Consider the following 25,620-nt stretch of genomic DNA (forward strand, 5'->3'; position numbering starts at 1 on the left):
ATGAGAGTAACAGCGGGTAGCCCAATGCCATTAGGTGCGAAAGCGGTCGAAAATGGTACAAACTTTGCAATATTTTCGGAAAATGCGACCGCTATTGAGCTTTGTATTTTTGATAATTGCCAAGAATTACGTTTTCCGATGCGCGTACTGCTGATATATGGCATTTATTTGTCGAAAATGTCGGAGCCGGTACGCGTTACGGTTTCCGTGTTAGCGGTTTGACGGATGAGAAAAACGGGGCGTTATTTAATCCGCAAAAGGTGTTATTAGATCCGTATGCTAAACAAATTATCGGGAATCCTTCGGCTAAAACTGAAGATGAATTGCAATATTTTCAGTGGGATGATCCTCGTGATAATGCTCATTTAGCCCCTAAGTCCGTTGTAGTAAATGAAGATAACTTTGATTGGCAAAATGAGAAAAGACCGAATTACCCTTGGTCAGAAACCATTATTTATGAATTGCATATAAAAGGATTTAGCCAATTAAATCATAAAATTCCACCGAATTTACGTGGTACTTATGCCGGTTTAGCTCATCCTGAATCTATCGCTCATTTAAAGCGTTTAGGTGTCACGACAATCGAATTACAACCGATTAGTCGCTATATAGATGAAGTGCATTTGCAAAAAATGGGTAAGACGAATTACTGGGGATATAGTGTTATCGGGCATTTTGCTGTTGAGCCTCGTTTAGCAAGTAATCAAGAGGATCCAATTTGTGAATTTAAGCATTTAGTCAAAATGCTCCACCAAAATGGTTTTGAGGTCATTTTAGATGTAGTTTACAACCATACGGCAGAAGGCGGAAAAGACGGGTTTATGTTGTGTCAAAGAGGCATTGATAACCCAAATTATTATTGGTTGGACGAGCAAGGCGAATATCAAAATTGGACCGGTTGTGGTAATGCTCTTAATCTGACCCATCCACAAGTTTGTCAATGGGCGGTAGATAGTTTGGTGCATTGGGTAAATGAATGTCATATAGATGGCTTCCGTTTTGATTTGGCAACGACACTTGGTCGAACACCAAATTTTGATATAGCGACCCCATTTTTTGAAAAAATTAAACAAACACCGGAATTACAACATATTAAATTCATTGCGGAGCCTTGGGATATTGGTCCTAATGGCTACCAAGTCGGTGGATTTCCGCCGCAATTTGCCGAATGGAATGATAAATATCGTACGACAATGCGAGATTTTTTCTTGTGCGAAAGCGGTAATTTGAGTGAATTTGCACGGCGTTTAGCCGGGAGTGATGACCTATATTGGCAATATTCTCCGGCAAAAAGTATTAATTATTTTGCTTCTCATGACGGTTTTACGTTACAAGATCTCGTGAGTTATAACAACAAACATAATGAAGCAAATGGTGAGTGTAATCGTGATGGCGAGAGTCATAATCATAGCAATAATCACGGTGTTGAAGGAGAAACGGATAACGAATTTGTAAATATTTTGCGAGATCAAACCGCTTGTAGTCTATTAGCTACGCTATTTTTATCAAATGGTGTGCCAATGTTACTTGCCGGCGATGAGTTGGGTCATTCTCAAAAAGGCAATAATAACGGTTATTGCCAAGATAATGAAACAACTTGGATTGATTGGCAAAATGTGAACGAATCAAGAATAGAATATGTAGCGAAATGGATTGCATTACGTAAGCAAATTGCTTTGCTTTCTCATCAAAATCATTGGTGGACGAAAAACGATGTTCAATGGTTTTCTCCGCAAGGAACATTGATGGAAGTGGCAGATTGGCATAATAAGCAATTAAAAGCGTTACAAATTCTGTTACAAGATCATTGGTTGATTTTAATCAATGCCAAGAAAACCACCCAGCAATATGTTTTACCTGATGGAAAATGGCATATTTGTATCGGTAAAAATATTGCAACTCTAGTAGCAAATACGCAATCGATTGCTTTGCAATTGGAACACATGGGCGTATGTGTGCTTCAGAGAAAATTAGGCCTATTAGCCTAGGAGAAAATTATGCTTACACAAGAAAAAAATGATCTGACAAAAACAGGTCTTGATATTACTAATGATACATTAGTGCTTATCTTAGCGGGTGGTCGTGGTTCTCGTCTTTATGAATTAACCGATAAACGGGCAAAGCCTGCCGTGTATTTTGGTGGTTGTCGTCGTATTATTGACTTTGCATTATCAAACTGCATTAACTCTAATTTATTAAAAGTCGGTGTGATTACCCAGTATGCGGCACACTCGTTACTTCGCCATTTACAACGCGGATGGTCTTTCCTTCCGTATGAACGTAACCAATATATTGATATGTTACCGGCTCGTCAGCAATTGGATGAGAATACTTGGTATCGTGGTACAGCGGATGCGGTTTATCAAAATATGGCGATTATGAAATCGCATTATCGTCCTAGATATGTCGTGATTTTAGCTGGCGACCATATCTATAAAATGGATTATACCCAGATGTTGCGTGACCACGTAGAAAGTGGTGCTAAATGTACGGTTGGTTGTATCGAAGTGCCACGTGAGCAAGCAACAGAATTTGGTGTAATGGCAGTAAACGATAAATTAAAAGTCAAAGAATTTGTCGAGAAACCGGCGAATCCGCCAGCAATGCCGGGTAGACCTGATTCATCGCTTGCCTCAATGGGTATTTATGTATTTGATGCAGATTATCTCTATAAAATGTTAGAACAAGAGGCATCATCGCCGGGTACATCACACGATTTTGGTAAAGATATTATTCCGAAAGCGGTAGAAGAGGGCGTATTATACGCACATCCGTTTGAGCGCTCTTGCAAAGGTAGAAATGCAAGTGGGGCAATTTATTGGCGTGATGTTGGTACGATTGATAGTTATTGGTCGGCTCATATGGATCTCGTTTCAGAACAGCCACAATTAGATTTATATGATGAATCTTGGCCGATTCACGGTCGCCCACAACAAACTGCGCCGGCACGTTTTTACTATAATAAACAAAGACAACGTACTTTAGATAACTCGTTAATTGCCGGTGGTTGTGTGATTACCGATGCTGAAATCAGTAATTCAGTATTATTTAATCGTGTACACGTTGAAGCCGAAGCAATCATTGAGCATAGTGTTATTCTTCCACAAGTCACGATTGGTAAAAACTGTGTGATTAAACGTGCAGTGATTGACCGTCACTGCGTTATTCCTGATGGCTTACAAATTGGGGTAAATGCAGAAGATGATGCGAAACGCTTCCGTGTAAGTAAAGGCGGAATCGTGTTAGTTACGCGAGGTATGTTGGATGCTTTACAAAAGCAACAATCTGAAGCGGAATTAAATCAATCTATTTAGATAATGTTTATGGATCAAGGACGTACATTGTACGTCCTTTAACCGTTTCTATAAGCGGTCGGATTTTTTTATTTTTTACAATCAATGAAATGGCAATTAGATGAAAATTTTACATATTTGCTCAGAAATGTATCCGTTAATTAAAACGGGCGGATTAGCCGATGTGATGGGAGCATTACCTTATGCACTACAAACAGCAGGCAATGATGTTCGAGTGTTGCTTCCTCTGTATCCCCAAGTGGCGGAAAAAATCGGAGAAACTAATGAAGTGGCGACAATTGGCACATTTGCCGGTTTAGTAACGATTCGTTTTACTTATTTTAATGGTTTAGGTGTGTATGTGATTGATGCACCGCATTTATTTCAGCGTTCGGGAAATCCATACCATGATTCGGGCTATGCAGATTATCCGGATAACTATAAACGTTTTGCGCTTTTAGGCTATTTAGGTGCACAAATTTCTGAGGGATTGGATAAATGGTGGGGTAAAGCAGATATTCTACATGCTCACGATTGGCAAGGCGGTTTAGCCTGTGCTTACCTGAAAAGTTGGAATAGTCCGGTAAAAAGTGTATTTACTATTCATAACATTGCGTATCCAGGACGATTCCATTCATATCATCTGCACGAATTAGGTTTACCTTGGCATTTCTTCCAAGCCGAAGGTTTAGAGTTTTATGGTGAGATTTCATATCTTAAAGCCGGATTATATTTTGCAGATAAAATTACAACAGTAAGCCCAACTTATGCGTTGGAAATTACCGAAGAAATCGCTGGTGGCGGTATGCACGGTTTATTACAAACTCGTAAAGCACAAGGTCGATTACATGGTGTATTGAACGGGGTAGATGATGCTGTTTGGAATCCGGAAACAGATACGAATATTGTTGCGACCTATAAACCGAGTTATATGCACGGAAAAGCGAAAAATAAAGTGGAATTACAGAGAATGTTCCACCTACCGGAAGATAAAGATGCAATGTTGATGGTAATGGTGACTCGTTTAACCGAGCAAAAAGGTGCGGATTTTCTGCTTGATCGTATTGATGATGTGATGACTCAACCCGTACAACTTATTGTGTTAGGTAGTGGATCGCCTCATTTAGAGTACTTATTAAATGAAGCTCGTAGTCGCTATCCTGAACAAATTGGGATCTATATCGGCTATAACGAAGCACTTTCTCATCAAATTATTGCCGGTGGCGATGTGATTCTAGTGCCTAGCCGTTTTGAACCATGCGGTTTAACCCAGCTTTACGGCTTAAAATATGGTACCTTACCTCTTGTCCGTCGTACGGGGGGATTAGCCGATACTGTTGTAGATAGTCATAAAGAAACGATAGAACAAAGAACGGCTACCGGTTTTGTATTTAATTATCCGAGTAGTGATGATTTCTTAGAGGCTTTCCAGCGAGCAGTAAACTTGTGGCAAAAACAAAAATTATGGTCAAGTGTACGCCAAAATGCGTTAGCCCAAGATTTTGGATGGGCGAGAGTCAGCGCTTCATATCAAGCTATTTATCAAGAAATTGTATAACGAATTTAATTTATTATTAGGAGTCGCAAATGGGCAATAAGGTTTTAAGTCCGGAGAATATTCAACAAGTTAAAGATGCTATTTTATATAAGATGGTGTTTGCTCTAGGGGTAGAGCCTCGTGATGCAAGTAAACGTAACTGGCTTAATGCCGCATTACGCGTTGTGCGTGATCTATCTACTGAATCTTGGTTGCAGACACGCCGTAGCCAAATGGCAAATGGCGACCGTCGTGTATATTATCTTTCAATGGAATTCTTAATGGGGAGAACCTTCTCAAATGCAATGATCGCAGAAGGTGTCTATGAACTGATTGATGCAACATTAAAAGAACTTGGTCAAAATTTAGAAGAGATTATTAACGAAGAGGGTGATCCGGGATTAGGTAACGGCGGTTTAGGACGTTTAGCCGCTTGTTATATGGACAGTCTTGCCGCAATGAAAATTCCGGCTATTGGTTATGGTATCCGTTATGAATATGGTATGTTCCGTCAAGAAATTCGTAATGGCGAACAAGTTGAACAGCCGGATCAATGGTTGGAAAATGAGTTTGTATGGCCATATTTACGCTCAAGTAAACGTTTCCCGATTCGTTTTGGCGGACGTGTATGGAATGAAGGCTCGAAAGTTGTATGGCAAGCAGATGAAGAAATTGTTGCTCAAGCACACGATCAACTGATTCCGGGTTATGAAACAACCTCAACTAATAGCTTACGTTTATGGTCGGCACACGCTTCGGGAAAAGGTTTCGGTTTAGCAGATTTCAACCGTGGCGATTATTTTTCAGCAATGAGTCGCCAGAATCTTTCAGAGAACGTTTCTCGTGTGCTTTATCCTGACGATTCAACTTATAATGGACGTGAATTACGTTTACGCCAAGAATATTTCCTCTGTTCCGCTTCGGTGCAAGATATTATTCGCCGTCATGAAGCAGAGTGTGGTTCTTGTATTAATCTAGCGGATAAAGTCGCGATTCACTTAAATGATACTCATCCAACACTTGCCGTACCGGAGCTAATGCGTATTCTGATTGATGAGAAAGGCTATAGTTGGGATCAAGCGTGGAATATGACTCGCAAAATTTTCTACTATACTAACCACACCTTAATGAGCGAAGCATTGGAAACTTGGCCGGTGGAAATGTTAGGGCGTATTTTACCGCGTCACCTAGGTATTATTTTTGAAATCAACGAATGGTTCTTAAATGAAGTACGTGAGAAATTCCCGGGTGAAGAAGATTTAGTACAACGTGTGTCACTGATTGATGAACAGGGTGATCGCCGAGTGCGTATGGCGTGGGTGGCGGTTGTGGCTTCAAGCAAAGTAAACGGTGTGGCAAAAATCCACTCGGATTTAATGGTGGAATCCATTTTTGCCAACTTTGCTCGTATTTATCCGGATCGTTTCACCAATGTCACCAATGGGGTAACCCCTCGCCGTTGGATTAAAATTGCCAACCCGGGTTTAGCCAATATTTTAGATAAACGTATCGGGAAAAATTGGCTAACCGATCTCAGCGAATTAGAGAAATTTAATGTCTTTGTAGACGATGCGGATGTTCAAGCTGAAATTGCCGCAGTGAAATATGAGAATAAACGTAAATTAGCGGATTATGTTGAGAAAAATTTAGGTATCAAACTCAATCCGGAAGCGATTTTTGATGTACAGGTTAAACGTATTCACAAATATAAACGCCAACAGTTAAACGTATTACATATTATTACGTTATATAACCGTATCTTAAAAAATCCGAATGCGGATTGGACACCACGAGTGTTTATCTTTGCCGGTAAAGCGGCAAGTGCTTATTATGCGGCGAAGAAAGTCATTCGTTTGATTAACGATGTTGCAAATGTCATCAATAATGATGAACGAGTACGTGATTTGATCAAGGTGGTATTTATTCCAAATTATGGCGTATCACTGGCGCAGATGATCATTCCGGCGCTGGATGTGTCCGAACAAATTTCATTGGCGGGTACTGAGGCATCAGGTACGTCTAATATGAAGTTTGCCTTAAACGGTGCGCTAACTATCGGGACGTTAGACGGCGCGAATGTAGAAATTTTAGATCACGTCGGTAAAGAAAATATCTTTATTTTCGGTAATACCGTAGAACAGGTGGAAGAGCTGCGTCGTAATGGTTATTCGCCGTATCATTATTATGAAACGGACGGTGAATTAAATGAGGCGGTTTCGCAAATCTTAAACGGTAAATTCTCCCCGGATGATCCGTATCGTTATCAAGATCTGATTCTAAATTCAGGTGACTATTACCAAGCCTGTGCGGATTTCCGTAGCTATGTTGAAGCGCAAGAACGAGTTGCGTACGCTTATCGCAATAAGAAAGCTTGGACGCGTTCGGCAATTATCAATATTGCCAATATGGGCTATTTCTCATCAGATCGCTCGGTATTAGATTACGCACGAGATATCTGGCATATAGAGCCAATGGATGAGGTGCAATTAAAAGAAAATACTGATTTGGCGAGTATTATTGAAAGCTCAAGTAAGCTATTGATTATTCGTTAATAATATGGACAAGCGGTCTGTTTCTTGCAAAACTTTGCTGAAATTTGACTGCTTGTAAGTGCTAAAAAAGCCGTTTGTTTTGAACAAACGGCTTTCTTTTTAGTCTCGCTTAAATAATTTCATTCGGTGTGAAGAAGTATGCGATTTCACGTTTTGCCGATTGCTCGGAATCTGAACCGTGAACCGAATTCTCACGACCGCTGATAGCGTAGAGCGCTCGAATCGTGCCGGCTTTACGTTGTTCCGGGTTAGTTGCACCCATTAATTCACGGTAGTGAGCGATAGCGTTTTCACCTTCAAGTACCACCGCAACAATCGGTGCCGAAATCATAAATTCGACTAACGGCGCAAAAAATTCCTTACCTTGGTGTTCGGCATAGAAGCCTTCCGCTTGTGCTTGGGTGAGTTGTACTTTTTTGAGTGCTTTAATGGTTAAGCCCGCTTCTTCTAAATGGCTAAGAATTTTACCGATTAAATTACGTTTTGTTGCATCGGGTTTAATTAAACAAAGCGTTTGTTGGATCATTGTTTCTCCTTAATTCGCAAAAAAAGCGGTGAATCTCACCGCTTGTTGTTGCTTTTATTTTACTTGCATACCCGGGCGGATACCTTCATCAGCTGAAAGTAAGAATAAGTCTGCACCGCCGGTGCCAGCTGATAAGATCATACCTTCCGATACACCGAATTTCATTTTACGTGGAGCAAGGTTTGCTACCATAATCACAAAACGGCCGACTAATTCTTCCGGATTGTTATAAGCCGCTTTAATACCTGATAACACTTGACGTTGGTGATCACCTAAATCTAATTGGAATTTTAATAATTTGTTTGATTCCGGTACGGCTTCACAGCTAATCACTTTTGCCACACGTAAATCTAATTTTGCGAAATCATCAATTGTGATTTCCGGCGCGATAGGCTCAACAGCCGTATTTTCGGTATTTTCCACTTTTTGTTTTCCTTTTTTATCTTCTGCTTTATTTTGCTCTGCAAACAGCGCCTTAGTTTCTTCAATCACCGCATCAATTTGTTTTTTCTCAAGACGAGAGAACAATGATTTAAACGGTGCGACATTTTTACCTAATAATGGTTGGCGAATGTTGTTCCACGTTAATTCTGCTTGTAAGAAGGCTTCAGCACGTTCCGCTAACTGTGGCAACACCGGTTTTAAGTAACTCATTAACACACGGAATAATTCAATACCCATTGAACAAACCGATTGTAATTCCGCTTCACGCCCTTCTTGTTTTGCGATCACCCAAGGCGCTTTATCATCGACATATTTATTCGCTTTATCACAAAGATCCATAATTAAACGAATCGCTTTGTTAAATTCACGATTTTCATAATGTGTTGCGATTTGTTCCGATTGTGCAATAAATTCTGCGAAAAGCGCTTCGTCTTCTAATTTATCAGCCAGTTTGCCTTCAAAACGTTTTGCAATAAAACTTGCATTACGTGAAGCAAGGTTCACTAGTTTATTAACGATATCGCTGTTTACACGTTGTACGAAATCTTCAAGGCTTAAATCTAAGTCTTCAATACGCTCGTTCAGTTTTGCCGCATAGTAATAACGTAAACATTCCGGATCGATATGTTTTAAATAGGTACTTGCTTGAATAAAGGTACCGCGTGATTTTGACATTTTCACACCATCAACCGTGACATAACCGTGTGCAAATACATTGGTCGGTTTACGTAATTCACAACCGTCTAACATCGCCGGCCAGAAAAGGCTGTGGAAGTAAACGATATCTTTACCGATAAAGTGATAAAGCTCGGTTTCCGAGTCTTTTTTCCAAAACTCATCAAAGTTTAAGCCGCGATCACATAAATTTTTGAATGACGCCATATAGCCGATAGGCGCATCCAACCATACGTAGAAGAATTTATTTTCCGCATCCGGAATCGGGAAACCGAAATAAGGCGCATCACGGCTGATGTCCCATTGCTGTAAACCGCTTTCGAACCATTCTTGCATTTTATTCGCGATTTCCGATTGTAATGAACCTGAACGCGTCCATTCTTTTAACATACCTTCAAAACTTGGCAAATCGAAGAAAAAGTGTTCAGATTCTTTTACGATTGGCGTTGCACCAGACACGGCAGAACGAGGATTGATAAGATCCATCGGGCTGTAAGTTGATGCACACACTTCACAGTTATCACCATATTGATCTTCCGCTTTACATTTCGGACAAGTACCTTTTACAAAACGATCCGGAAGAAACATTTGTTTTTCAGGGTCGAATAACTGAGAAATTACACGACTTTTGATAAAACCGTTAGCACGTAATTTTTTATACATTTCGGTAGTAATTTCACGGTTTTCTTCACTATGAGTCGAATGATAGTTATCGAAACTGATATTGAAGCCTTTGAAATCTGCGATGTGATCGGTTTTGGCTTTTTCAATTAATTGTTCAGGGGTAATACCTTGTTTTGTCGCATTAAGCATAATCGGCGTACCGTGTGCATCGTCTGCACAGACAAAGTGGATTTCATTACCACGCATACGCTGGAAGCGTACCCAAATATCCGCTTGGATATGTTCAAGCATATGGCCTAAATGGATTGCACCGTTTGCATAAGGCAAAGCACAAGTGACCAGCATTTTTCTTTTTTGGTTTGACATTCGTAATTCTCGTAAGTAAAAATCTGCTATGGATTTTATTCCATTTCATCTAAAAATTTACTGGAAATTGTAGCCGAAAAGCGATGATTTTTCCAGTACAGGCATATTGAGTATGTGTGAAGTTTTATTCGTTATAAAGTGCCATATAAAGATTTTGTTCAAAATTGACTAAAGCGGCTCGTTTAGTTTTACTTTCAAGTTCTCCGGTTGAATAACCATTCACAAATTGTACAAAAGCGATTCGTTCACCACGAGCATTTTTCATAAAACCGGCGAGATTATATACGCCTTTTAATGAGCCTGTTTTGGCAATCAGATTTTTAGCGAACGGTTCTATGGCGATAGAACCTCGTCCAGAAAGCGTACCGTCTACACCTGCTATCGGAAAAGTATCGAATAATTGCAAGTTTTGCTCGTTTTTAGCGATATATTCTAATGCTTGTAACATTGTTGTCGCACTGACTTGATTATGGCGAGATAACCCCGAACCGTCTACAACGACACTATTATCGAATTTTATGCCAGCTTTGCTTTTTAGCAATGATCTCACTACATGGCTAGCTAACGGAAAAGATGCTGGACGATTTTGCTGTTTATAAGCAATTGTACGAAATAGACTATCAGCAATTTGGTTATCAGATTTCTTCATCATTTTCTTGAGAAGCTCCGGTAACGGTGCAGACCAATGTTCAGCTAATAATGTCCCGTTTTGTGCATTGAGTGGTTCTTGAATTTTTCCTTCAAAGGCGATACCAAGGCGTTTCAAATTTGCCTTGATGAGATTCGCCCCATATATCGCCGGATCTTGAACTGCAAAACTGAGTCCGAAAGGTTCTGTTTGACGAGCCATACAACCTTTAATTTGGTAGCGATTATTATCATTCACAACCACATCCAGCTGGCAATAAGCGGCTTCAGATTTATCTACAATATATGCTGAGCTAAAAACTTGTACCGGATAAGCACTAGGAATATTTACTTTTGCAAGATCTCCGACTTTTTGATTAGCATCTAAATTGACGTAAAAGCAATTATTATCAACATTTACTGCGGCAGGCGGTGCATTAAAACACATGGTTAAATCATTCCAAATCCAGCCGGCGCTTTATCGTGACTGGCAAACACCGCCGTATCTAAAATTAAATTACCTTCAATTTTAGTGATACCTTGCTTTTTTAACTCGTTAATTAATTGATAAAGTTGACCGCTTGTTAAGTCCGGATCGCCACTAAATTTAGCAATCAAATCGCCTTTTAACATGCCATTCTCCACTTTACCATTTGTAAGTAGTGCAGTTTGAAAACGGAAATCTGGTGGTAAGGCTAATTTGGTCGCTAAAGCGGTAAAGACTTTTTGAGTGCTAGCAGGCAACATAAAAATATCACTCTGATATTGAGTAAGAATTTGGTCGGTATCAAGATTCTTTGCAATAAAAGCAGTAGATGCACCGGGTGGTAAATAACTTACCAGTTGAGAAGGATTAATTTCAGCTATCGCAACAGAGGAAAGTAAGATGCTAGATAAGGTTATTTTAGAAATTAAGGAACGGGCGGATTTAAACAACATATAAATTCGGGAGTTGATATTTTTAACAAGACGTTGAATAATAGCCCTTTCACTTATATTCGTAAACCTTAAAATTTTTATAAAAGGATAAATAATGAAACAAATTCCAATGACGGTGCGTGGAGCAGAGTTGCTTCGTGAAGAATTAGAATTTTTAAAAAATGTTCGCCGCCCACAAATTATTGATGCGATTGCGGAAGCACGTGAACACGGTGATTTAAAAGAAAATGCGGAATACCACGCAAGCACGTGAACAGCAAGGTTTCTGTGAAGGTCGTATTCAAGAAATCGAAGGTAAATTAGGGAATGCGCAAGTTATTGATGTGACGAAAATGGCAAATAACGGCAAAGTGATTTTCGGTGCAACTGTTAGTTTGGTCAATGCAGATACAGATGAAGAAGTGACTTATCGTATTGTCGGCGATGATGAAGCAAATATTAAAGAAGGCTTAATTTCAGTAAACTCACCGATTGCTCGCGGCTTAGTCGGCAAAGAAGTAGACGATTCGGTAAGTATTGTAACACCAGGCGGTAAAGTTGAATTTGACATTATTAATGTAGAATATATTTAACTAAATTCCGTATAAAGTTAAGCGGTCATTTTTCTTCAAAATTTTGTAAAAAATGGAAGAGAAATGACCGCTTTTTATGTTTATTGGAATAAATGATGATGTTTGACTAATTCTTCTCGGGTAAGGGTAAATACACCTAGTCCGCCATTTTTAAATTCGAGCCAATGGAATGGTACACTAGGGAATTGTTCAATCAAATGTACCATGCTGTTACCGACTTCACATACCAATACCCCGTTATCGATAAGATAATTCGGTGCTTCGGCAAGAATACGTTTAGTAATATCTAAACCGTCAATGCCTGAACCTAATGCTAACTCCGGTTCATGGTGAAATTCGTGAGGCATATCGTCCAAATCTTCTTGATCAACATACGGTGGATTAGTCACGATTAAATCATATTTATCTTGTGGAATATCATTAAATAAGTCCGAACTGATCGGGAATACACGATGTGCAACTTGATGGCGTTCAATATTAATTTGTGCGACATCTAAAGCATCAAGCGATAAATCGACTGCGTCGACTTCCGCATTAGGGAATTGTTTGGCACAAGCAATGGCAATACAACCGCTACCGGTACACATATCTAAAATACGTTTCGGTTCATTTTTTAATAAACCTTTAAAGCCGTTGGTAATTAATTCTCCAATCGGCGAACGAGGGACAATAACACGTTCGTCCACATAATATTCCTCTCCACAGAACCACGCAGAATTGGTTAAATACGCAACCGGTTTACGCATACCTAAACGCTGTTGAACCATTTCGATAACACGTTCTTTCTCGATACGAGTTAGATTGGACGAATACATTGCTTCCGGCACGTCAATTGGCAAATTTAATGCACTAAGTACAAGTTGATGGGCTTCATCCCAAGGGTTATCTAACCCATGACCATAATAGAGATCAGAAGCATTGAAATAGCTATACGCCCAACGCATCATATCTTGAATCGTTTTTAAATCATCAGCAACAGATGATTCGATAATTTCTTCTAATAATTCTAAGTTATGTTCAAACATAATTGTCCCTTTAAAAAATAATGAAAAATTGCTCTATTTTATACCGATATGTTTTTTTGTGCTAGAATCCGGCAAAATTAAAGGAAAATAAAATGAGAATAACTCAGCTTATCGAACTAGACCAAAAACACATTTGGCATCCTTATTCTTCCATTACTCATCCTATTCCTGTTTATCCGGTAGAACGAGCGGACGGCGTGATCATTACCCTAAAGGACGGTCGTAAACTGATTGACGGAATGTCTTCATGGTGGGTCGCATTACATGGCTATAACCATCCTCGTTTAAATCAGGCGACAACCGAACAATTAAGTAAAATGAGCCACATTATGTTTGGTGGTTTAACCCATGAGCCAGCCGTCAAACTTTCGCAAAAATTATTGGAAATCTTACCGCCTAAGCTGAATAAAATTTTCTTTGCAGATAGCGGTTCGGTAGCGGTTGAAGTCGCCATGAAGATGGCATTGCAATATGCCCAAGCAAGCGGTCAAAAAAATGCTAAAAAACGCACTAAATTTGCTACGATTCGCTCCGGTTATCATGGCGATACTTGGCATGCGATGTCGGTTTGCGATCCTGTTACCGGTATGCACGGTCTATTCAATTCCAGTTTACCGGTGCAATATTTTCTGCCGCAACCGAGTGTGAAATTCGGAGAAGTTTGGCGAGATGAAGCGATTTTGCCACTGCAAGAGTTATTTGAACAACATGGCGATGAGATTGCCGCATTAATTCTCGAACCTGTTGTGCAGGGTGCAGGTGGGATGTATTTCTATTCGCCGGTGTATTTACAAAAGGCGAGAGAATTATGCGACCGTTTCGGGATTCTGTTAATTTTCGATGAAATTGCCACTGGCTTCGGGCGGACCGGCAAATTATTTGCATTGGAACACGCTGAGGTGGTACCGGATATTATTTGTTTGGGCAAAGCACTCACAGGCGGTTATTTGACTTTATCGGCAACCATCACGACAGAAAAAGTTGCAACGGTTATTTGTGAAGGAGAAGCAAAATGTTTTATGCACGGTCCAACATTTATGGCGAATCCGATTGCCTGTGCGATTGCTTATGAATCGATTAATTTATTATTAGAAAGTGATTGGCAAGCCAATATTCAACGTATTGAACGGCAATTAATAGATGAACTCACCCCGGCGAAACAATTTAAATCGGTAGCGGAAGTACGAGTATTAGGCGCAATCGGTGTATTAGAAATGCAACAACCGGTTGATTTGGTATCACTACAAAAATTATTTGTCGAACACGGCATTTGGGTTCGCCCTTTCGGCAAACTGGTTTACATTATGCCGCCGTTTATTATTAGTCAGGCGGAATTAACCCAACTCACTAGCGCCTTATTACAAGTATTAAAAATAGCTTATAACGAATAAAAACGTAATACATTTGATTGGAGGTTTTATGAATGTATTCGAACAAAAGTTAGCGGAATTAACGCAAGCTGGTTTAAAGCGAGCGTTGCCGCCGATTCAACACGATGGCAAGTGGATTCTTGCCGATAATCGCAGAATGTTAAATTTTTCCTCAAATGATTATTTGGGGCTAGCTTCAGACCAGCATTTACAGCGTCAATTTTTGCAAAAAATCAGTGAAAATGAACCGCTTGTTACTCCACTTACCTCATCTTCTTCTCGTCTGCTGACCGGTAATTTCCCGATTTACCAAGATTTTGAACAGCTGATTGCCAACCGTTTTAAGCGAGAAGCGGCTTTGTTATTTAACAGCGGTTATCATGCCAATATCGGTATTCTGCCGGCGTTAGCGGATAAAAATACCCTTATTCTTGCCGATAAATTGGTACACGCCAGTTTGATTGACGGTATCCGTTTAGCCGGTGTGTCTTTTTATCGCTATCAACATAATAACCTCGAACATTTAAGCCAATTACTCAGCAAATATGCCACTCAGTTTGAGCGGATTATCATTGTGACCGAAAGTATTTTTAGTATGGACGGTAATGTTGCACCTTTGGTTGAACTCGTGGCGTTAAAAAAAGCCTTTGCCAACCAATGTCACATTATGTTGTATGTGGATGAGGCACATGCAATCGGGGCATACGGAGAACAGGGCTTAGGTATGGCGGAAGTGCTGGGCTGTATTGGAGAAATCGATTTTTTAGTTGGCACTTTCGGCAAAGCATTGGCTTCGATGGGAGCTTATTTGGTGTGCGATCAAGTGATTAAAGATTACTTAATTAACACGATGCGTCCATTGATTTTTTCGACCGCATTACCGCCGCTAAATGTTGCATGGACGGCATTTTTATTTGAGCAGTTAGCCGAATTTCACCATAAACGACAGCATTTAGCGCGACTCAGTGAGAAGCTAAAACAAGCGGTACAGCAGAAAAATAGTTATCCGTTACAAACGCAAAGTTGCATTGTTCCGTTTGTCGTGGGAGAAAACGAACAAGCGGTGCAAAAAGCCAAAACATTGCAACAACAAGGTTTTTATTGCTTGCCGATTCGCCCGCCGACAGTACCGAAAGGTACGGCTCGTATCCGCCTATCATTAACCGCTGATTTAACCACAGAAGAATTAGATCGCTTAATTGCTTGTTTATAAGGAGAAAAAGTGAAAACAAAATTGATTTCAACTCAACAAGCCAATTTGATTATTTATTTTGCCGGTTGGGGTACGCCGGCATCGGTTGTCTCACATTTAGCGTTGCCGAACGGTTATGACTTATTGATTTGTTATGATTACCAAGATTTAGATTTTCCGACTTTTGATTTTAGCCGTTACCAAACCGTCCGATTAGTAGCGTGGTCGATGGGCGTTTGGGGGGCGGAAAAGGTATTGCCGGAGATTAATTTAGCTTCTGCGACTGCGATTAACGGTACGCCTTTTCCTAAACACGATGAATGGGGCATTCCGCTACAGATATTCAATGGTACATTACAAACATTAAATGCAGAAAATCGCTTGAAGTTTGAACGCCGAATGTGTGGCGATAAACAGTTGTTAAATGCTTACCTCGCATTACCTGAACAGCGTTCCCTTACCGAAATTCATCATGAACTTGAGGTATTGAATACGGCAATCGAGGCAAATCTTGTTACGCCGAAGCTACATTGGACGAATGTCATTATTGGCGAGAAAGATCGTATTTTTTCGGCACAAAATCAGCTAGCTTTTTGGCAAGATAAAAATGTGCGTATGACACAAATGCCTAAAGGTGAGCATTATCTCTGGCAACATTTTTCTGAGTGGGAGCAATTATGGCAAAGTTAGATAAGCCATTGATTGCACAACGTTTTGCCACCCATATCACGGAATATGACGAGCATGCGATCGCTCAACAACAGATTAATCGACAATTGGTAAATTTGCTCGCCAAAACGAACAAACAATGTTTTCGGCGAGTGTTAGAAATCGGTTGTGGCACGGGTGATTTAACTCAGCATTTAGTACGTGAATATCAAGTGGAACATTTGGTCGTCAATGATCTGAGTAATGTCTATCAAGATTGCGTCTTGCAAAAAATTGGTGAAAATCGACCGCTTATTTCCTTTGAGTTTGTAGCCGGTGATGCAGAACATTTAGCTTTTGAAGGGCAATTTGATTTGATCAGTTCTGCGTCCGCAGTACAGTGGTTTGAACAACCGCAAACTTTTGTTTCGCAAGTCGCGAATCTGTTACAGTCGAATGGTATTTTGCTATTTAATAGTTTTACAACGGAAAATTTAGCGGAAATTCGTCAACTAACGGGTGTTGGGCTGACTTATCCAAGCCAAGCAGATTGGCATGCTTGGTTAAGTAAAGACTTTAGCCAGTTACAGATTACGCAACAGCAGATTCGTTTAACCTTTGCTTCACCGCTTGCCGTGTTGCAACATCTGCGGAAAACGGGGGTAACGGCAATTAGTACGCAAACCTGGACACGCAAAAGGCTGATGGCATTTAGTGAACAATATCAAGCTCAATTTAGCTGTGAACAAGGTGTTTATTTGACTTATGCGCCGATTTTTATTTTGGGAGTGAAAAAATAATGGGCAAAATCATTTTCGTATCGGGCATTGATACCGACATTGGCAAAACGGTTGCCACCGGATTTTATGCTAAACGTTTGATAGAACGAGGCTACTCGGTGATTACACAAAAAATGATTCAAACCGGCTGTGAGGGAATTTCCAGTGATATTCTACAACACCGCCAAATGCAAAATATGCCGTTAACTCAAGAGGATAAAGACGGTATTACTTGTCCTTATCTTTTTCATTACCCTTGTTCGCCACATTTGGCGCGGAAATGGAAAATACCGTGATTGATACGCATAAAATTGCCGAAGCCAGCCAATTGTTAGCCGAAAAATATGATTATGTTTTATTAGAGGGCGCAGGTGGTTTGGCTGTGCCTTATGATAACCAACATACCACACTTGATTATATTGCGGAGCAAAGCAATTACCGCTGATTTTAGTCACTTCTGGCAGATTAGGTTCGATTAATCACACCTTGCTCAGTTTAATGGCGTGCCAACAAAAACAGATTCCATTAGTCAGTTTGATCTATAATAGTTATCCGCAAACGGATGAAATTATTCAGCAAAGTACGCTAAACTATTTAAGAGAATATATTGAATGCAATTTCCCGGAAGCGGAATTTTTAGTAATGGACAAACAAGAATGTTAGATAACGAAGATTTTGCACTTTTCCAAGAAGCGGTAAAAGGCACGAAAAAAATTAAACAGGATACTTTTGTACCGAAAACAGCACCTCGTAAAAAAGTTAACGAGCTGAGAGAACTACAAGAACAAAAAGACACGGAATTTTTCTTCTCGGATGAATATGAGCCGTTATTACGAGAAGAAAATGAGAAAATCAAATATTTGCGTGCGGACATTGACCCGTATATTTTGAAACAATTACGCCGTGGTGATTTTCAACCGGAGCTTTTTTAGATTTGCACGGTTTAACCCGTGAACAAGCGAAAAAAGAATTAGCGGCACTAATTTTGGCATGTGAGAGAGAACAGGTTTATTGTGCCAGCATTATGACCGGTTTTGGTACACGTACTTTGAAAGATCAAATCCCTCGCTGGTTGGTGCAACACCCTAAAATCATTGCTTTACACCAAGCACCAAGAGAGTGGGGGGGCGATGCGACAATTTTGATTTTGGTAGAACAAATCGAAAGTCCGGAAAGACGTTTATTTGAACGTAAATAACTCATGACAAGCGGTCGTATTTTTGCAAAATTTTGCACAGATTCGACCGATTGATCTATCTATCTGATTCGGAAATTTGTAGAATGTAACCCTTTATTTATAAAGGAGAATTTTTATGTTAGAACTTGTGATCGCTATTTTGTGTAGCGTATCGGTTGGTGTGCTGATTAAGGTTGCACGCCAAAAGCAAATTTCCATTGATCAAAGTATCGCAGTGAACTATATCGTCACGACTTCGATGACCTATTTTTTACTGAATCCTGATTTTAAAGGGCAAACCGTGGTCGATATTGTGGCGAATAGCCCTTCGTCTTATTTGTTTTTTGCCTTAGGTTTCTTATTACCGACTATTTTCCTGATTCAAGCCAAATCGCTTGAGTTTGCCGGTATTATCCGTACCGATGCGGCACAACGTCTTTCACTGTTTTTACCGATTTTGGCGGCATTTACCATTTTCGGCGAACAAATTACCCAAAATAAATTAATCGCTCTTGTGTTAGCTTTTGTTGCACTTGGTTGCTTACTTTGGAAAACCCATCACGGTATGGGTAAAGGCGGTAAAATTGCGATTATTAGCCTTGCTTGTGTGTGGTTAGGTTATGGCATGACTGATACGCTATTTAAACAAATTGCTAAATCAGGTTCGGCTTTCCCAGTAACGTTGTTTATCGCCTTTGTTTTTGCCGGTTGTTTAATGTTTGCTTATTTATTACTGAAGCGTACGCAATGGCACGTACCGAGTGTGGTTGTCGGCTTAGTGTTAGGCGTATTGAATTTCTGTAATATTTTATTCTACATTAAAGCACACCAAGTGATGAAAGATGACCCGACTTTAGTGTTTACCGGTATGAACCTCGGTGTGATTTGTTTAGGGACATTTATCGGTGCATTAGTATTTAAAGAAAAAATCAATAAAATTAATTACTTAGGTGTCTTTATTGCAATTATTGCGATTATTTGCTTATTTTATTGGAAATAATCCGATTTGAATCAATAATCGAAATTACCCAATAATGCGGTTTGAGCTATAATAAATCCTCTCCATTAGCTGATGGAGAGGATTTTTACGTTTTAAGGGGAGAAGAATGAAACTAATCAAGCAATGTAGTCAAAATTATGTGAATTGGGTGCTACGCTTAGGTCGGGCAAAGGCGGCTTTACTGGGCTTTTTTGTTTTGGCATTTTTTGCGATTATCGTCCAGGGTGCATTAACCTATTTATTCACCGGCGAAATTCAAACGCGTGATATTTTACGTTCGATTTCTTTCGGTCTGATTTCCGCCCCTTTTGTGATTTATTTTTTCAATTTAATCGTTGTTAAACTGGAAAAATCACGTATTCAGCTAGAACAAAGTATTTATGATCTCGGTGTGTTGCGTGAGCAGGATGCGCATTTAAATGCCACACTTGAAAAAAATAACCGAGACAAAAGCGTATTAATGGCAACCATTAGCCATGAATTACGTACACCGCTCAATGGCATTATCGGCTTAAGCCGAATTCTGTTAGAGGGAGAGCTAACTCAGCAACAACGAGAATATTTAAAAACAATTAATATTAGTGCGGTCTCATTAGGGCATATTTTTAGCGATATTATTGATTTAGAGAAAATTGATAGTCGCCGTATTGAGTTATTCAATAAGGAAGTTGAGTTTTCTCAATTGATCAGTGATATCAGTAATTTTGCCAATTTAATGGCGGATCAACGTAAAATTAAATTCCATATCAGCTATTCGGATAATTTACCGAATTTCATTTTGGTCGATAACGCTCGTTTAAGTCAGGTATTGTGGAATTTAGTCAGCAATGCGGTGAAATTTACCCCAGCAGGTGGTGATATTTACCTTGATGTGCAACGAGTAGATGACGACCATTTTAGTTTTAGCCTACGAGATACAGGTATCGGCATTCCGAAAAACGAACAGCGCAAAGTGTTTGCAATGTTCTATCAAGCGGAAAACTCACAAGAGAAAAAGGCACAGGGCAGTGGTATCGGTTTAGCTATCTCAAAACGTATTGCTAAGCTAATGGGCGGCGATCTCACCCTTGAAAGTGAAGAAGGCAAAGGCTCAACCTTTACCTTAACGATTCAAGCGGATACGGTTGAAGCGAAAAAAGCAGTTAAAATCAATGATCATGCACTCAAAGTCTTGTTAGTTGAAGATATTGAAGTGAATGTGGTGGTTGCCCGTGCGATGTTAGAAAAATTCGGCTGTGATGTTGATGTGGCGATGACCGGAGATGAGGCGTTCGAGTTATTCGAGCAGAACAGTTACGACCTTATTTTACTTGATATTCAATTACCGGATATGACTGGCTTTGATATTGCAAGACAATTGCGTGAGCGCTATGAAAACGAAGAAGTGGATTACCTGCCGCTTTTAGTTGCGCTAACTGCCAATATTATGCAAACCAAACAAGAATATCAGCAACAAGGTATGGATGATGTATTGCGTAAACCGCTTTCGTTAGAAGCGTTATCCGAATGTTTGAATCATTACTTTAATAGCGATTTTATGGAAAAAACCGGTGAAATTAGACCGCTTGTAGAAATGGAAGAAACGCTAAATTTACCTTATGATCGTAAAATCTTATCCGAATTAATCGAAGTAATGGGCGCAAAAGCCGTATTAGCGAATTTTGAGTTATTTGCGAAACTTATGCCTACATATCTGGATAACTTACAGCAATATCTTACCGAATGGTTAGCGACCGATTCCGCAGAAATGCGTAAAAACACGGCGGATGAAGCTCATAAGATCAAAGGAGCGCTTGCTTCAGTCAGCTTAAAACGCTTGCAAGAAATTGCTCAGTATGCCCAAACCGATAACGGTGAAATTTGGGAAGAGCATATTGCGCAATGGGTGTTCCAAATTGCGCGACAATGGCAAGCGGATTTAGCTTTAGCGGAGCATTGGGTAAAAGAAAATTACTGATGTGATTTCGTCAAGAAAATGGGGGATTGGATTTATTATCCGTTTCCCCATTTTTTATGTTTAGGGTTGACGAATTCAATGCCTTTATCTTTAAAATCAATCCCTTCCAATTCCAATAAATAGCGTTTTGCCGGCAAGCCGCCACCGAAGCCGGTCAGCGTTTGGCTTTTTCCTAATACTCTGTGACAAGGCACGATAATCGAAATCGGGTTGCGACCTACCGCTCCACCGACAGCACGCATTGCATTCGGTTTACCAAGCTGTTGAGCGATTTCACCATAGCTTGTCGTTTTGCCATAAGGAATGGTTAATAAAATCTTCCATACGGATTTTTGGAATTCCGTACCTTGTGGCGCCAGAAAATCCAAATGCTGGAATTCCAATTTCTCACCGGCAAAATAGCGGTCTAAAATGTGGCGTGTTTTGCAAAAAATGTCAAAAATTTGACCGCTTGCTTCAGTAGCAATTTGCCATTTTTGAGCATCAGTAGTGAGTTGCTCTTGTTCAAACTCAATACCGAGGAGTCCGTTATCATTAGCAATCAATAGCGACTTTCCGACAGGTGAGTGGTAATATTGATAGTGAATATTGGATGGCATATTTTACTCCGTTTCCAAATAAAAAAGGCCTGTAATCAGTTTACACGCCTTCTAAACATTCGTAATTACCTATTTTGAGTTAGATATTAGAATTTGTAGTTAAGATTTAAGCCGTAGAGGTTACCGCGAGCTTTAATTTTAAATGCCGTTCCTTTTTCGTCAAAGCTATTTGCCGTACCACGTAAGAACGCATAACCGGCATCAACCGAAAGTGCCGGTGTTACACGATATGTTGCACCCACTGAATACCACATACGGTTTGTATCCGGAATAGAAATTGACGGATGATTGGTGCTTGCATTTTCATCATAAGCAATACCTGCACGTAATGTTAATGGCTCGGATACATCATAAGATACGCCTAGCGCATAACGACTCGTATCAGAGAAATCTTCTTGTTTATGCAAGTAATGCTCGCCTTTTGTACCGTAAGCATCTAATGTTTTTAAACGACTCCATTCAGTACGTTTCCAACTATATTGAACTGCTAAGCGATCGGTTAATTTATGGAAACCTGATAACTCCCAATATGCTGGTAAGTTTAGAGTAAGTTTACCGGGTAATTCTTGACCTGATGTAGGGAAAGCTACGAGTGATGATCCCGTTAATGGAGAAACGCCATTGCTATAATGTCCTTTGAATTTTACGTCTACAGGCGAATGATAAGCTAAACCCCAACGATGATTTTCGTTTAACTCATAAGTTAAACCAGCATTCCAACCTAATGACCATTCATCGCCTGAAACACGAGCTACTTCAGTTGAACGTTTGTAAGATGATAAAGTATTTGCAACAAGTTTATATTGCCCTGTCGCCATTGTCGCTTGTTGGTTCCCTGTTACTTTAGCAAGTTGTTCATAACGTTGTGAAGCAAGTTCAGCTTCTTTTGCTTTTTGTTCAACCAAGGTCGCGTTATCACCTAAATGACGAATAAACTCTGCTTTTGAATAAACAACATTTAAACCAGCACCAATACTAAAACCGTGGCCTAATTTATATGCACCACTGAAGTTAAAGTTATGTGCTTGTAATTCGGTATTACCGCCTAATGATCCCGCTGCAAAATCAGTTGGATATTTTGTTTTTAAACCATAATTGACGTTATAGCCTAAACCTAATGAGAAATCATCATTTACTGGTAATACAAAATACATATTAGGAATAGGAGCGGTTGGTACGACATTACCTGCATAGGCTTGATTACCGTTTTGTGTTGTACCACGGACACTTAAATCGGTATCGACAAGAACACCACCTGCTGAAATTTCAGGACGTTTGAATTTTGTCATTAACGCCGGGTTATTTGCAACTACTGAGGCATTATCTACAACGGCGCTGTTACCAGCATAAGCCATACCTAGCCCTGAAGTTGAAACTTCAGCTAGTTGGAATAAAGATGCGGAAGCACTACTTGCTGATAAAGTAATGAGAGAGGCAAGTAAAGTTTTGTTAAATTTGTTATTCATTAGGTGTCCTTTTTAAAAGAAAATAACCATTAGGTAAGAACGGTTTCAGTGAACATGTGTTCATATTTTTGGGGTTGCTAAAATGAAAAGCGTGATTCTACGTAGGGAATCTAAAGCAAGCAAGCCTATTTACTTAAAAAAGAATGAGTTCCGACCAGTGAACACCTGTTCATTTTTATTCATATATTTCTACTGAGTGAAGTTTAAAATGTTTCGTTATATATATGTATAAATTGTATTTCTCTGAAGTTTGGCTCTCATCTATATTTTAAGTGAATCAAAAATCATTTATAATTATAGGGATTTTAGGTTAAAAAAGATGCAAACTATTCCTCTGTGTTATCAAGCATAAATATTTGTATTTCTGATCATTTATAAAACCTTTCAGTGTGATAAGTGTAAGATTCTTGACTAAAATAGTCGGGTATATCAAAATTCACACATAGATTGATTACTTTTCTTTGTTAAAAGAGGGCAAACTATGAAATTAACGTCAAGAGGGCGTTATGCGGTAACAGCAATCTTAGATATTGCGTTACATGGAAAATCTTTACCGGTAAGTCTTGCCGATATTTCTGAACGTCAAGCGATTTCTTTGTCGTATTTGGAACAATTATTTGCCCAATTACGTCGCGAAGGGATTGTACATAGTGTGCGTGGACCGGGTGGCGGTTACCAATTAGGTAAGCGACCGGAAGACATTAGCGTAGGTATGATCATTGCGGCGGTGAATGAAAACCTTGATGTCACTAAATGTAAAGGTAGTGGTAACTGTAGTAAAAACTCACAGTGCTTAACGCACCATTTATGGGAACGCTTAGAAGACCAAATCGGTGTATTTTTAAATACGATTACTTTGGCAGAGCTTGTTGAAGAACACTCGGATCACGATTGTGAAAAAGAGCATTGCCACGATCATTTACACAAACACTAATTGCAAAAAATTCAATAAAAATGACCGCTTATTTCAAGCGAGTTAGGAGTAACAATGTCAGTTAAATTACCTATCTATTTAGATTATGCCGCAACCACTCCAATGGATGAACGTGTTGCGCAAAAAATGATGCAATATATGACCAAAGACGGCATCTTTGGTAACCCGGCTTCACGTTCACACAAATTCGGTTGGGAAGCGGAAGAAGCGGTAGATGTTGCACGTAACCATATTGCGGATTTAATCGGTGCAGACAGCCGTGAAATCGTATTTACTTCAGGTGCGACAGAGTCTGATAACTTAGCGATTAAAGGTGCTGCACACTTCTATCAAACTAAAGGTAAACATATCATTACCGTTAAAACTGAACATAAAGCAGTATTAGATACTTGTCGTCAGTTAGAACGTGAAGGTTTTGAAGTTACTTACTTAGATCCTGAAGAAGATGGTATTTTAGATTTAGCAAAATTAGAAGCGGCAATCCGTCCAGATACGATTTTAATTTCTGTGATGCACGTAAACAATGAAATGGGTGTTATTCAAGACATCAAAGCAATCGGTGAAATTTGCCGTGCGAAGAAAATTATTTTCCACGTGGATGCAACTCAATCAGTTGGTAAAGTTCCAGTAAACGTGCAAGAGTTAAAAGTAGACTTAATGTCTTTCTCAAGCCATAAATTATACGGACCAAAAGGTATCGGTGGTTTATATGTATGTCGTAAACCGCGTGTACGTATTGAAGCAATTATTCACGGTGGTGGTCACGAGCGTGGTATGCGTTCAGGTACATTACCTGTACACCAAATTGTGGGTATGGGCGAAGCGTATCGTATCGCGAAAGAAGAAATGGCAACTGAAATGCCTCGTTTACGTGCTTTACGTGACCGTTTATACAATGGCTTTAAAGATATTGAAGAAGTGTATGTAAACGGTTCAATGGAAGAAGGCAAACGTGTAGATTCAAACTTAAATATCAGCTTCAACTTCGTTGAAGGTGAGTCATTAATGATGGCGTTACGTGATATTGCAGTTTCATCAGGTTCAGCGTGTACCTCAGCAAGTTTAGAGCCTTCATACGTATTACGTGCCATCGGCCGTGACGATGAATTAGCGCACAGCTCAATTCGTTTCACTTTAGGTCGTTGGACAACAGAAGAAGAAATCGACTACACCATCGAGCTTGTGAAAAAAGCAATCGTAAAACTTCGTGAACTTTCTCCACTTTGGGAAATGTTTAAAGAAGGTGTGGATTTATCAAAAATCGAGTGGAATCACCATTAATCATTAGCCTCCCCCTTTAGAAAAGGGGGATTGAGGG

Annotated in this window: 16 protein-coding genes and 5 pseudogenes; 15 read left to right on the top strand and 6 right to left on the bottom strand. The window is 39.6% G+C overall.

Annotated features, from left to right (window positions below; genetic code table 11):
* From glgX to NYR89_RS02325, 4 genes and pseudogenes are all read left to right on the top strand, one after another.
* A pseudogene (gene glgX, locus NYR89_RS02310) lies at positions 1–1,988 on the top strand (glycogen debranching protein GlgX).
* Between the two features lie 9 nt (positions 1,989–1,997).
* Positions 1,998–3,314: a glucose-1-phosphate adenylyltransferase gene (gene glgC / locus NYR89_RS02315; RefSeq protein WP_279446175.1), complete on the top strand. Its 1,317-nt coding sequence runs from the start codon at positions 1,998–2,000 to the stop codon at positions 3,312–3,314.
* Between the two features lie 100 nt (positions 3,315–3,414).
* Positions 3,415–4,851, top strand: a complete 1,437-nt coding sequence (gene glgA / locus NYR89_RS02320) for a glycogen synthase GlgA (RefSeq protein ID WP_279446177.1) — start codon at positions 3,415–3,417, stop codon at positions 4,849–4,851.
* A gap of 29 nt (positions 4,852–4,880) precedes the next feature.
* Positions 4,881–7,382 (top strand): glycogen/starch/alpha-glucan phosphorylase, encoded by a 2,502-nt coding sequence (locus NYR89_RS02325; RefSeq protein WP_279446178.1) that lies wholly within the window; start codon positions 4,881–4,883, stop codon positions 7,380–7,382.
* Between the two features lie 109 nt (positions 7,383–7,491).
* On the opposite strand, the gene ndk is transcribed toward NYR89_RS02325, so the two are convergent.
* The 3 genes and pseudogenes from ndk to dacB form a co-directional block, all read right to left on the bottom strand.
* Complete coding sequence (ndk, locus tag NYR89_RS02330; RefSeq protein WP_279446179.1) at positions 7,492–7,908, bottom strand: nucleoside-diphosphate kinase; 417 nt, start codon at positions 7,906–7,908, stop codon at positions 7,492–7,494.
* 54 nt (positions 7,909–7,962) lie between these two features.
* Complete coding sequence (gene metG / locus NYR89_RS02335; RefSeq protein ID WP_279446180.1) at positions 7,963–10,017, bottom strand: methionine--tRNA ligase; 2,055 nt, start codon at positions 10,015–10,017, stop codon at positions 7,963–7,965.
* 124 nt (positions 10,018–10,141) lie between these two features.
* Positions 10,142–11,583: pseudogene (dacB, locus tag NYR89_RS02340) on the bottom strand (serine-type D-Ala-D-Ala carboxypeptidase).
* 94 nt (positions 11,584–11,677) lie between these two features.
* Between dacB and greA the strand changes: the two are divergent.
* A pseudogene (gene greA, locus NYR89_RS02345) lies at positions 11,678–12,155 on the top strand (transcription elongation factor GreA).
* An 80-nt stretch (positions 12,156–12,235) separates the two neighbouring features.
* On the opposite strand, the gene prmB reads toward greA, so the two are convergent.
* Positions 12,236–13,180, bottom strand: a complete 945-nt coding sequence (prmB, locus tag NYR89_RS02350; RefSeq protein WP_279446181.1) for a 50S ribosomal protein L3 N(5)-glutamine methyltransferase — start codon at positions 13,178–13,180, stop codon at positions 12,236–12,238.
* Positions 13,181–13,272: 92 nt separating this feature from the next.
* Here prmB and bioA point away from each other — a divergent pair, with 92 nt between their 5' ends.
* The 8 genes and pseudogenes from bioA (at position 13,273) to NYR89_RS02390 (ending at position 21,303) form a co-directional block, all read left to right on the top strand.
* Positions 13,273–14,571 (top strand): adenosylmethionine--8-amino-7-oxononanoate transaminase, encoded by a 1,299-nt coding sequence (bioA, locus tag NYR89_RS02355; RefSeq protein ID WP_279446182.1) that lies wholly within the window; start codon positions 13,273–13,275, stop codon positions 14,569–14,571.
* A gap of 28 nt (positions 14,572–14,599) precedes the next feature.
* A complete protein-coding gene (locus NYR89_RS02360) occupies positions 14,600–15,763 on the top strand; it encodes an 8-amino-7-oxononanoate synthase (protein WP_279446183.1) in 1,164 nt (387 codons plus the stop codon).
* Between the two features lie 9 nt (positions 15,764–15,772).
* Entirely contained in the window at positions 15,773–16,432 is a 660-nt protein-coding gene (locus NYR89_RS02365) for a DUF452 family protein (RefSeq protein WP_279446184.1), read from the top strand.
* Positions 16,420–17,190: a malonyl-ACP O-methyltransferase BioC gene (bioC, locus tag NYR89_RS02370; RefSeq protein WP_279446185.1), complete on the top strand. Its 771-nt coding sequence runs from the start codon at positions 16,420–16,422 to the stop codon at positions 17,188–17,190. The genes NYR89_RS02365 and bioC overlap by 13 nt, the downstream gene beginning before the upstream one ends.
* A pseudogene (gene bioD, locus NYR89_RS02375) lies at positions 17,190–17,832 on the top strand (dethiobiotin synthase). Before bioC ends, bioD begins: the two are co-directional and overlap by 1 nt.
* Positions 17,826–18,367, top strand: a pseudogene (gene smrB, locus NYR89_RS02380) (endonuclease SmrB). Before bioD ends, smrB begins: the two co-directional pseudogenes overlap by 7 nt.
* 115 nt (positions 18,368–18,482) lie before the next feature.
* Positions 18,483–19,346, top strand: coding sequence for an EamA/RhaT family transporter (locus NYR89_RS02385; protein ID WP_279446186.1), 864 nt, complete (start codon positions 18,483–18,485; stop codon positions 19,344–19,346).
* 106 nt (positions 19,347–19,452) lie between these two features.
* Entirely contained in the window at positions 19,453–21,303 is a 1,851-nt protein-coding gene (locus tag NYR89_RS02390) for an ATP-binding protein (RefSeq protein ID WP_279446187.1), read from the top strand.
* 35 nt (positions 21,304–21,338) lie between these two features.
* Here NYR89_RS02390 and NYR89_RS02395 read toward each other — a convergent pair whose 3' ends face one another.
* Positions 21,339–21,902, bottom strand: coding sequence for a methylated-DNA--[protein]-cysteine S-methyltransferase (locus tag NYR89_RS02395; protein WP_279446188.1), 564 nt, complete (start codon positions 21,900–21,902; stop codon positions 21,339–21,341).
* An 86-nt stretch (positions 21,903–21,988) separates the two neighbouring features.
* On the bottom strand, positions 21,989–23,368 hold the full coding sequence (locus tag NYR89_RS02400; RefSeq protein ID WP_279446189.1) for a porin: 1,380 nt from the start codon (positions 23,366–23,368) through the stop codon (positions 21,989–21,991).
* Between the two features lie 481 nt (positions 23,369–23,849).
* Here NYR89_RS02400 and NYR89_RS02405 point away from each other — a divergent pair, with 481 nt between their 5' ends.
* Both NYR89_RS02405 and NYR89_RS02410 read left to right on the top strand, forming a co-directional pair.
* Complete coding sequence (locus tag NYR89_RS02405; protein ID WP_279446190.1) at positions 23,850–24,302, top strand: Rrf2 family transcriptional regulator; 453 nt, start codon at positions 23,850–23,852, stop codon at positions 24,300–24,302.
* A gap of 54 nt (positions 24,303–24,356) precedes the next feature.
* Positions 24,357–25,583, top strand: coding sequence for an IscS subfamily cysteine desulfurase (locus NYR89_RS02410; protein WP_005612282.1), 1,227 nt, complete (start codon positions 24,357–24,359; stop codon positions 25,581–25,583).
* Positions 25,584–25,620: the final 37 nt, after the last annotated feature.

It is taken from the genome of Actinobacillus arthritidis (assembly GCF_029774155.1).
GTDB lineage: Bacteria > Pseudomonadota > Gammaproteobacteria > Enterobacterales > Pasteurellaceae > Actinobacillus > Actinobacillus arthritidis.

Bases quoted from the DNA above. Each gene is read 5' to 3' on its own strand.
- glgC (WP_279446175.1), top strand. From the start codon at position 1,998: ATGCTTACACAAGAAAAAAATGATCTGACAAAAACAGGTCTTGATATT.
- glgA (WP_279446177.1), top strand. From the start codon at position 3,415: ATGAAAATTTTACATATTTGCTCAGAAATGTATCCGTTAATTAAAACG.
- NYR89_RS02325 (WP_279446178.1), top strand. From the start codon at position 4,881: ATGGGCAATAAGGTTTTAAGTCCGGAGAATATTCAACAAGTTAAAGAT.
- ndk (WP_279446179.1), bottom strand. From the start codon at position 7,908: ATGATCCAACAAACGCTTTGTTTAATTAAACCCGATGCAACAAAACGT.
- metG (WP_279446180.1), bottom strand. From the start codon at position 10,017: ATGTCAAACCAAAAAAGAAAAATGCTGGTCACTTGTGCTTTGCCTTAT.
- prmB (WP_279446181.1), bottom strand. From the start codon at position 13,180: ATGTTTGAACATAACTTAGAATTATTAGAAGAAATTATCGAATCATCT.
- bioA (WP_279446182.1), top strand. From the start codon at position 13,273: ATGAGAATAACTCAGCTTATCGAACTAGACCAAAAACACATTTGGCAT.
- NYR89_RS02360 (WP_279446183.1), top strand. From the start codon at position 14,600: ATGAATGTATTCGAACAAAAGTTAGCGGAATTAACGCAAGCTGGTTTA.
- bioC (WP_279446185.1), top strand. From the start codon at position 16,420: ATGGCAAAGTTAGATAAGCCATTGATTGCACAACGTTTTGCCACCCAT.
- NYR89_RS02385 (WP_279446186.1), top strand. From the start codon at position 18,483: ATGTTAGAACTTGTGATCGCTATTTTGTGTAGCGTATCGGTTGGTGTG.
- NYR89_RS02390 (WP_279446187.1), top strand. From the start codon at position 19,453: ATGAAACTAATCAAGCAATGTAGTCAAAATTATGTGAATTGGGTGCTA.
- NYR89_RS02395 (WP_279446188.1), bottom strand. From the start codon at position 21,902: ATGCCATCCAATATTCACTATCAATATTACCACTCACCTGTCGGAAAG.
- NYR89_RS02400 (WP_279446189.1), bottom strand. From the start codon at position 23,368: ATGAATAACAAATTTAACAAAACTTTACTTGCCTCTCTCATTACTTTA.
- NYR89_RS02405 (WP_279446190.1), top strand. From the start codon at position 23,850: ATGAAATTAACGTCAAGAGGGCGTTATGCGGTAACAGCAATCTTAGAT.
- NYR89_RS02410 (WP_005612282.1), top strand. From the start codon at position 24,357: ATGTCAGTTAAATTACCTATCTATTTAGATTATGCCGCAACCACTCCA.